This window comes from Caldisericota bacterium (genome assembly GCA_034717215.1).
Lineage (GTDB): Bacteria > Caldisericota > Caldisericia > Caldisericales > Caldisericaceae > UBA646.
The window spans coordinates 1-1,731 of the sequence record JAYELD010000088.1 but is presented as its reverse complement, the minus strand read 5'-3'; the positions used below and the strand labels follow the sequence as shown (position 1 = coordinate 1,731).

The window sequence follows — 1,731 nt, the reverse complement described above, 5'->3', positions numbered from 1 at the left end:
TTCTTTTTTATTTAATTTTACAAGCATGTCATTTATTTCTTTTTTCAATTCGATAATTTTTAATTCTCTATCCACAGCAGCATCATTGAAAATTTCCAATTCATTCATTCTCTTTTTTATTTCTTCCTCCGCCTGCTTGCGCTCGGTGATATCTTGACCTAAGCCGATAATCTCTATTACTTCATTATTATCATTTAGAACAGCTGTGTCAGTCCAACTCAACCATTTCCATCCATCCTTGGTTTTTGCTCTTTGTTCTAAATAACAAGTATAAGGTGGCTTATATAGATCTTTCATTGCGATTTCTGTTTTCTTTACATCGTCTTCATGAACCAAGGGTATGAATTTTTGACCGAGTAGATCTTTTTCAGTTTTACCAAACAATTTGCAATATGATGGACTTACATACAGAAATCGTCCTTCTAAATCGACTTTTACTATCAGGTCAGTTTGATTTTCAATAAGAAGTTTATATTGCTCTTCACTTTCCTTAAGTTTTTGTTCGTCGGCCGTAAGTTGTTGATTTGCAGCTCTTAATTGTTGCTCGCCTGCTTGTAGCTGCTGGTTTTGAGCATCGAGTTGTTGTTCACTTGCTTTTAATTGTTGGTTTGTTGCTCTTAGTTGTTGGTTACTTGACTTAATTTTTTCTTCGGCTTGCTTCCGTTCGGTGATGTCACGCACAAATTCAATAACTCCTGTTACTTTATCTGAATTTGTTTCTTTGATAGGATAACTAAAAAGTTCAATCCACTCAACAGGAGAATCCTTTGGTCCGGGAACAATATTCCATTCTGTTTTACCGGATTCGAAACAACGAAGCGTTGGACAGGGATCACAATGCTTTTTTAGATTTTGATATACTTCATAGCACTTTTTCCCTTCCAAAGGAAGGTTTTCTTTATACCATTCTTTTATTTTATCATTTACATGGCGGATAGTTAGATTAGGATTAAGTACACTGATACCATCCTGAACACTATTTAAAATATCATTCAAAAATTGCTCATTTTTTTTCAAATCTTCTTCTGACCGCTTGCGCTCGGTGATGTCCGTCAAAGATCCTACTATCGCGGTTGTTTTTCCGTGTTCTACAATTGGAGCTTCTCTTACTTCCACTAAGACCTTTGTACCATCCTTTTTTATCAATTCCAGCTCGTAAGATGGTTGGCGTTTACCGGTTTCAATAGCTTTTACAGTGTTTTTAAAACCTATTTCATTTATGGGATTGTCAGATGCGAGTTCCGTCCAATTGATCATTGCTTCTTCTTGTGTATAACCTAAGATATCTTCAACCTGCGGACTAAGACAGGTAAGAACATGTTCCGGAGTATGTGAATAAAAAAGGTTTGTGGTGTTTTCAAAAATATTGCGAAGTTTTTGTTCGTCGGCCGTAAGTTGTTGATTTGCAGCTCTTAATTGTTGCTCGCCTGCTTGTAGCTGCTGGTTTTGAGCATCGAGTTGTTGTTCACTTGCTTTTAATTGTTGGTTTGTTGCTCTTAGTTGTTGGTTACTTGACTTAATTTTTTCTTCGGCTTGCTTCCGTTCGGTGATGTCCACATGCAAACCCACGGCTCTCTGTGGCTTACCATTTTTATCAATTTCAAAACTTTTACCTCTGCCTGAAATCCACTTCCAGCTTCCATCTTTGCATTTTAAGCGGAATTCTACTTCGTAAGGTTCGGCATTTTCCACATGTTTTTGCACTTTAGGAACAATTGTTTTCCGGTCTTC

Annotated in this window: 1 protein-coding gene; it reads right to left on the bottom strand. The window is 36.7% G+C overall.

The window, feature by feature from the left end; genetic code table 11:
* A partial coding sequence (locus tag U9Q18_03680; GenBank protein ID MEA3313456.1) for a PAS domain S-box protein occupies window positions 1–1,731 on the bottom strand: 1,731 nt, incomplete at both ends.